The organism is Burkholderia sp. Ac-20392, assembly GCF_017104585.1.
GTDB classification, from domain to species: Bacteria; Pseudomonadota; Gammaproteobacteria; order Burkholderiales; family Burkholderiaceae; genus Burkholderia; species Burkholderia lata.
Genome location: NZ_JAAGPB010000888.1, coordinates 1 through 1,888, shown reverse-complemented (window position 1 = coordinate 1,888; position 1,888 = coordinate 1). Strand labels below are relative to the sequence as shown.

At 68.0% G+C, this 1,888-nt stretch carries 2 protein-coding genes; one reads left to right on the top strand and one right to left on the bottom strand.

All coding sequences use genetic code 11. The features are described 5' to 3' along the window. Positions 1-1,299, bottom strand: a 1,299-nt coding sequence (locus G3N99_RS39400) for a YihY family inner membrane protein (RefSeq protein ID WP_206125100.1), incomplete at its 3' end; no start/stop codon positions are given. 145 nt (positions 1,300-1,444) lie between these two features. Here G3N99_RS39400 and wrbA point away from each other — a divergent pair. Continuing rightward, a partial coding sequence (gene wrbA / locus G3N99_RS39395; protein ID WP_206125099.1) for an NAD(P)H:quinone oxidoreductase occupies positions 1,445-1,888 on the top strand: 444 nt, incomplete at its 3' end.

Sequence of the window (1,888 nt, the reverse complement as noted above, 5' to 3'; positions counted from 1 at the left end):
GGACACGGCGCCCGGCGCCTGCCCCGGGATCGCCGTCGGCTGTGCACCCGCAAGCCGGTGCGCGGCGATCAGCGACGCGAGCGACACGTCGAACCGGTCGCTCGACAGCACCGCAAGCAGCGCCGCACCATCCACATGGCTGCGGCGCCGCTGCAGCTGGTAGGTCAGCTCCGTGCGGTCGATCACCAGCACGTCGAACAGTTGCGCGAGCGTCAGCTGTTCAGGGTTCGCGAGCAGGATGTAGCGCGGCGTGGTCTCGCCGCCGCCGTCGAGCCGCGCAACCCATTCCCGCTCCTCCATCGTCGTCAGCAAGCGCTGCGCGGTTTCCATGTCGCAGCGCAGCATGGTCGCGAGCCGCATCGCCGTGTAGCCGCGCTTGCCGACCGTGCGCGCTTCGGCCAGCCGCGCGAGCATTTCCAGCGCGTCGAGCAGATCGCTGCCCGGATAGTGGATACGGTGGAACTGGCCGACGCGGATCGCCGGCAGCGCGGAGGCCACCATCGCGCCGAGCAGCGCGATGAACCAGCTCAGGTACACCCATAACAGGAACACGGGCAGCGCCGCGAACGCGCCATAAACGGCCGTATAGGTCGGAATGCGCCGCACGTAGTAGCCGAAGCCGCGCTTCGCGAGCTCGAACGCGACGGCCGCGAACAGCCCGCCGATCACCGCGTCGCGCCATGCGACCGTGCAGTTCGGCAGGTACACGTACAGCAGCGTGAACGCGAGCACCGTCAGCGGCAGCGATACGAGCGCGAGCAGCCACTCGACGATCGATGTCGACGGCGCCGCCCCCGTAAACGCCAGCGACTGCGTGAACAGGTACGACGAGATCGACAGGCTCACGCCGAACAGCAGCGGGCCGAGCGTGATCAGCGCCCAGTACGCGAGCACGCGCTGCGCGAACGGCCGCGGCTTGCGCACGCGCCAGATCAGGTTGAACGCCGACTCGATCGTCATCATCGTCATCACCGACGTGACGACGAGCACGATCAGGCCGGCGGTCGTCAGCCCCTTCGCCTTCGACGCGAACTGGTTCAGGTACTTGAAGATCTGGATGTTGAACTGCGCGGGCATCAGGTGATCCGCGAGGAATCCCTGCAGCGAGATCTGGAACGACGCGAACATCGGGAACGCGGTGAACAGCGCGAACGCGACCGTCACGAGCGGCACGAGCGCCAGCATCGTCGTGAACGTCAGACTGCCCGCCACTTGCGGGATGCGATCCTCGGCGCTGCGCCGGGCCGCGAACTGCGCGAGGCGCTTGATGGTGTCGAGATCGACGCTCAACTTCGGCAAACGGCTTCTCCTTCTTGATGCCGCGCGCCCGACGGCGCGCCGCCGCCGCGCTGCGCGACGGCTTCAGCCCCTATAATAGCCGCTCGATTCCAGCAGGGGCCGACTGCACCGGGCATGCGCGCGGCCGCACGCGGCTCCGTAGCCCATGAAAGACATTCTCGTCCTCTATTACAGCCGTCACGGCGCCACGCGCGATCTCGCCCTCGCGATCGCGAACGGCATCGACAGCGTGCCGGGCATGCAGGCCCGCATCCGCACCGTGCCGCCCGTGTCGGCCGTCTGCGAAGCCACCGCCCCCGACATTCCCGCCGACGGCCCGCCATACGCGGAACTGCGGGATCTCGAGGAATGCGCGGGCCTCGCGCTCGGCTCGCCGACCCGCTTCGGCAACATGGCCGCCTCGCTCAAGTATTTCCTCGACGGCACCACGCCGCAATGGCTGTCGGGCGCGCTGACCGGCAAGCCGGCCAGCGTGTTCACGTCGACGGGCAGCCTGCACGGCGGCCAGGAATCGACGTTGCTGTCGATGATGCTGCCGCTGCTCCATCACGGAATGATGATCGTCGGGATCCCGTACACGGAATCCGCA